This is a genomic window from Actinosynnema sp. NPDC023658 (assembly GCF_040639995.1).
Taxonomy (GTDB): Bacteria; Actinomycetota; Actinomycetes; order Mycobacteriales; family Pseudonocardiaceae; genus Actinosynnema.
This window is the reverse complement of record NZ_JBFAAX010000683.1, coordinates 1-3,108: the sequence shown is the minus strand read 5'-3', so window position 1 is coordinate 3,108 and position 3,108 is coordinate 1. Positions and strand designations below refer to the sequence as shown.

The following is a 3,108-nucleotide window of genomic DNA, read 5'->3' as shown; positions in this document are numbered from 1 at the left end:
GGACGTCCTGGCCTCGCTCGCCGCCGGCAGCCCCGAGGACGACCCGGTCGAGTAACCGACCGGACCGGGCGAGCCGCGGGTGGGCGCGAACCGCTGGACCGGGCGGGACCGTCGACTAGAGTCACCGCATGGCGACCAGGGCCTCGACCACTTGGCTCCTCGACTCCGACCCGGCGCTGCGCTGGCAGGTGGAGCGCGACCTCGTCGGTGAGCCACCGCAGGTGTGGGAAGCGACGCGGGCGAAGATCGCGACCGAGGGCTTCGGCGCGCGGCTGCTCGCGCTCCAGGACCCGGACGGCCAGTGGGCGGGCGGCGCGTTCTTCCCCGCGGGCTTCGACTTCCACGGCCCCGAGGCGGCGGAAGGCGCCGGGCAGCCGTGGACGGCGACGACGTGGTCGCTGACCACGTTGCGGGAGTGGGGCATGGACCCCACCGTCCTGCGTGAACGCCGCACGGCCGAGCTGCTGGCCGAGAACAGCCGCTGGGAGTACGACGACCTGCCGTACTGGGGCGGCGAGGTCGACTGCTGCATCAACGCCTGGACCGTCGGGAACGGGCTGTGGCTGGGCGCCGACGTCACCGGCATCGTCGACTGGTTCGTCGAGCACCGGTTGCCCGACGGCGGCTGGAACTGCGAGTGGGTCGAGGGCTCGACGCGCTCGTCGTTCCACTCGACGCTCAACTCCCTCAAGGGACTGCTCGCGCTCGAGACCGCGACCGGCGGCACGGAGGCCACCCGCGCCGCCCGCCGCTCCGGCGAGGAGTACCTGCTGCAGCGCGGGTTGTTCCGCCGACTGTCCACGGGCGAGCCGGTCGCGCCCTGGGTGGACCGCTTCTCCTACCCGTTCCGCTGGTTCTACAACGTGCTCAACGCGGCCGAGTACTTCCGCGAGGCCTCGCTGCTCGACGGCACGCCGCCGGATCCGCGCATGGCCGACGCGATCGGGATCGTCCGCGCCGCCAGGCAGCCGGACGGCACCTGGCTCCAGGCGCGACGCCACCCCGGGCGGGTGTGGTTCGAGGTCGACGTCCCGGCGGGTGAGCCGTCGAAGTGGCTCACCCTGTCCGGGACGCGGGTGCTGGACTGGTGGGACTCCCGGGCCTAGCCGAACACCACCAGGTACGTCACCACCACCGCGAGCAGGTAGGCCGGGTAGCCGATCCGCGCCGACCGGGCCAGCCGCTGCTCGGCGTCGTCGCGCTGCAACGTCGACAACCGCTTGCGCAGCATGCCGACCAGCACGCACCCGGCCGCCAGCAGGATGAACGCGTAGTAGCCCCACTCCAGCGCCACGGTGTAGCTGACCGACGGCAGCTGCGAGGTCACGTTGTTCAGCAGCACGGCCGTGCTGAGGATCGCGGTGACGCCCATGGACACCGGGGCGGCGCCGTCGGAGGCCTTGAAGAACAGCGCGAGGTACGTGACGCAGATCAGCAGCATCAGCGGCAGCAGGTTCTTCAGCAGGAACGGCAGCGTGTCGCGGACGATCTCCACGTCACCGGTGTACTGGCTGTAGTAGATGCCGTCGGCGGTGCCGACCGCGGACCCGTCGCCCAGGGCGTCGCTGCTGCCGACGGTCCGCTGGAAGAACCTCGCTGACGTCGCCACCCAGTTGGGGATGTCGTTGATCGTGGTCTCCGCGTCCGCGCCGCTGCGCAGGTGGTGCTCGGCCGGCTGGTCCAGCACCTCCTTGTCGGTCACGTACACGACCTGGTCGGCGGTCTGCACCCGGTTCTGCAGCACGACCTTGAGGTGCTGGTGGTCGAACGGGAAGCTGCGGAACTCGAAGCCGTTCTTGAACCGGTCCGCCACCCGGTACAGCCGGTAGGTGCCCTCCTCGCCGGTGACGTCCCGCAGCGGTTGGCCGAGCTTGAGGTCCGGCTTGACCGCGTTGACGAACTGCACGTCCGTCGCGGTGTCCGGGCCGGTGTACTTCAGCCACAGGAAGAAGTCCACGAAGTACGTGCCGTCGCGGGTGTCGAGGTCGCGCACCTCGTTGAGGTTGATGCCGGTGGCGACGACCTGGCGGCGGGTCAGGTACCGGTCCCCGACGGCGATCACCGTGCCGTCGGCCAGCTTGGCCTCCAACGCCTTCGGTGACGGCGGCTCGTAGGTGGTCAGCTGCACGGGCGCGGACACCAGCCGGACGCCGTCGCTGGTCACGAACGACACCGGCATCTGCGCCGAGCCGCTCGCGGTGAAGTACAGCGGGCCGAGCAGCGCGGGGAACGCGTTCTTCTTGTCCTTCAACGCCGCCAGCCCGTCACGCAGGCGCCTGCGGTCGTCGGCGATCTTCGCCGGGTCGAGGCCGATGTTGTTCGAGGTGACGACGTGCAGACCGACGTTGAGCGCCTGCCGGGCGGTCGCGGCGTGCCAGCGCGGGTGTTCGCCGTACCGCCGCTGGTAGTCGTCGGCCCAGGTCAGCGCGGGGCCGGACAGCGAGTCGTACGCCATCGGGGTGGCCAGGTGCAGGTCACGCGTGACGCCGCCGAGCGCGTCGTGGAACGCCTTGGTGCCCAGGGTGGCGGTGCCGAGGATCGGTGCTTCGACGCCGGCGGCGCGCAGGCCCTTCACCAGGGCGACGCCGTTGCGCTCCTCGGTGGCGAGCAGGACCGGCGTGCCGGCGCCGAGCGCCTTCACCCGGTCGACCGCGGCCTGCGGGTCGTCGGTCACCGGCAAGGTGGCCACGACCTGCCCGAACCGCCGGTAGGAGTCCGCGAACGCGGCCTGCGCGGAGCGACCGGACTCGGTGTCGTCGTAGACGACCGCGACCCGGTCGAGGCCGAGCACGCGGGAGGCGTAGACGGCGAGGTAGTCGCCCTGGGTGCGGTCGCCGAACATGCTGCGGAAGTACCAGTCGCTGCCGTCGGTGATGCCGGAACCGCTGGCGGACGGCGTGACGGCGGGGATGCCGGCGGCGCGGTAGATGGGGGCGGCGGCGGCCGAGGTGACGGTGACGCCGTGCCCGATGACGTACAGCGCCTTGTCCTCGCGGACGATCTGCTCGGCGATCCGCTTCGCCCGCTCCGGGTCGTCGGCGTCGTCGTAGACGAGCAGTTCGAGCGGGTGGCCCTGCACGCCGCCGTCGGCGTTGACGTCGTCCAGGC

Annotated in this window: 2 protein-coding genes; one reads left to right on the top strand and one right to left on the bottom strand. The window is 71.6% G+C overall.

The window, feature by feature from the left end:
• Window positions 1-128: 128 nt before the first annotated feature.
• Complete coding sequence (locus tag AB0G02_RS33110; RefSeq protein ID WP_360802159.1) at window positions 129-1,106, top strand: squalene cyclase; 978 nt, start codon at window positions 129-131, stop codon at window positions 1,104-1,106.
• On the opposite strand, the gene AB0G02_RS33105 is transcribed toward AB0G02_RS33110, so the two are convergent.
• Window positions 1,103-3,108, bottom strand: a 2,006-nt coding sequence (locus AB0G02_RS33105) for an ABC transporter substrate-binding protein (protein WP_360802156.1), incomplete at its 5' end; no start/stop codon positions are given. The genes AB0G02_RS33110 and AB0G02_RS33105 overlap by 4 nt on opposite strands.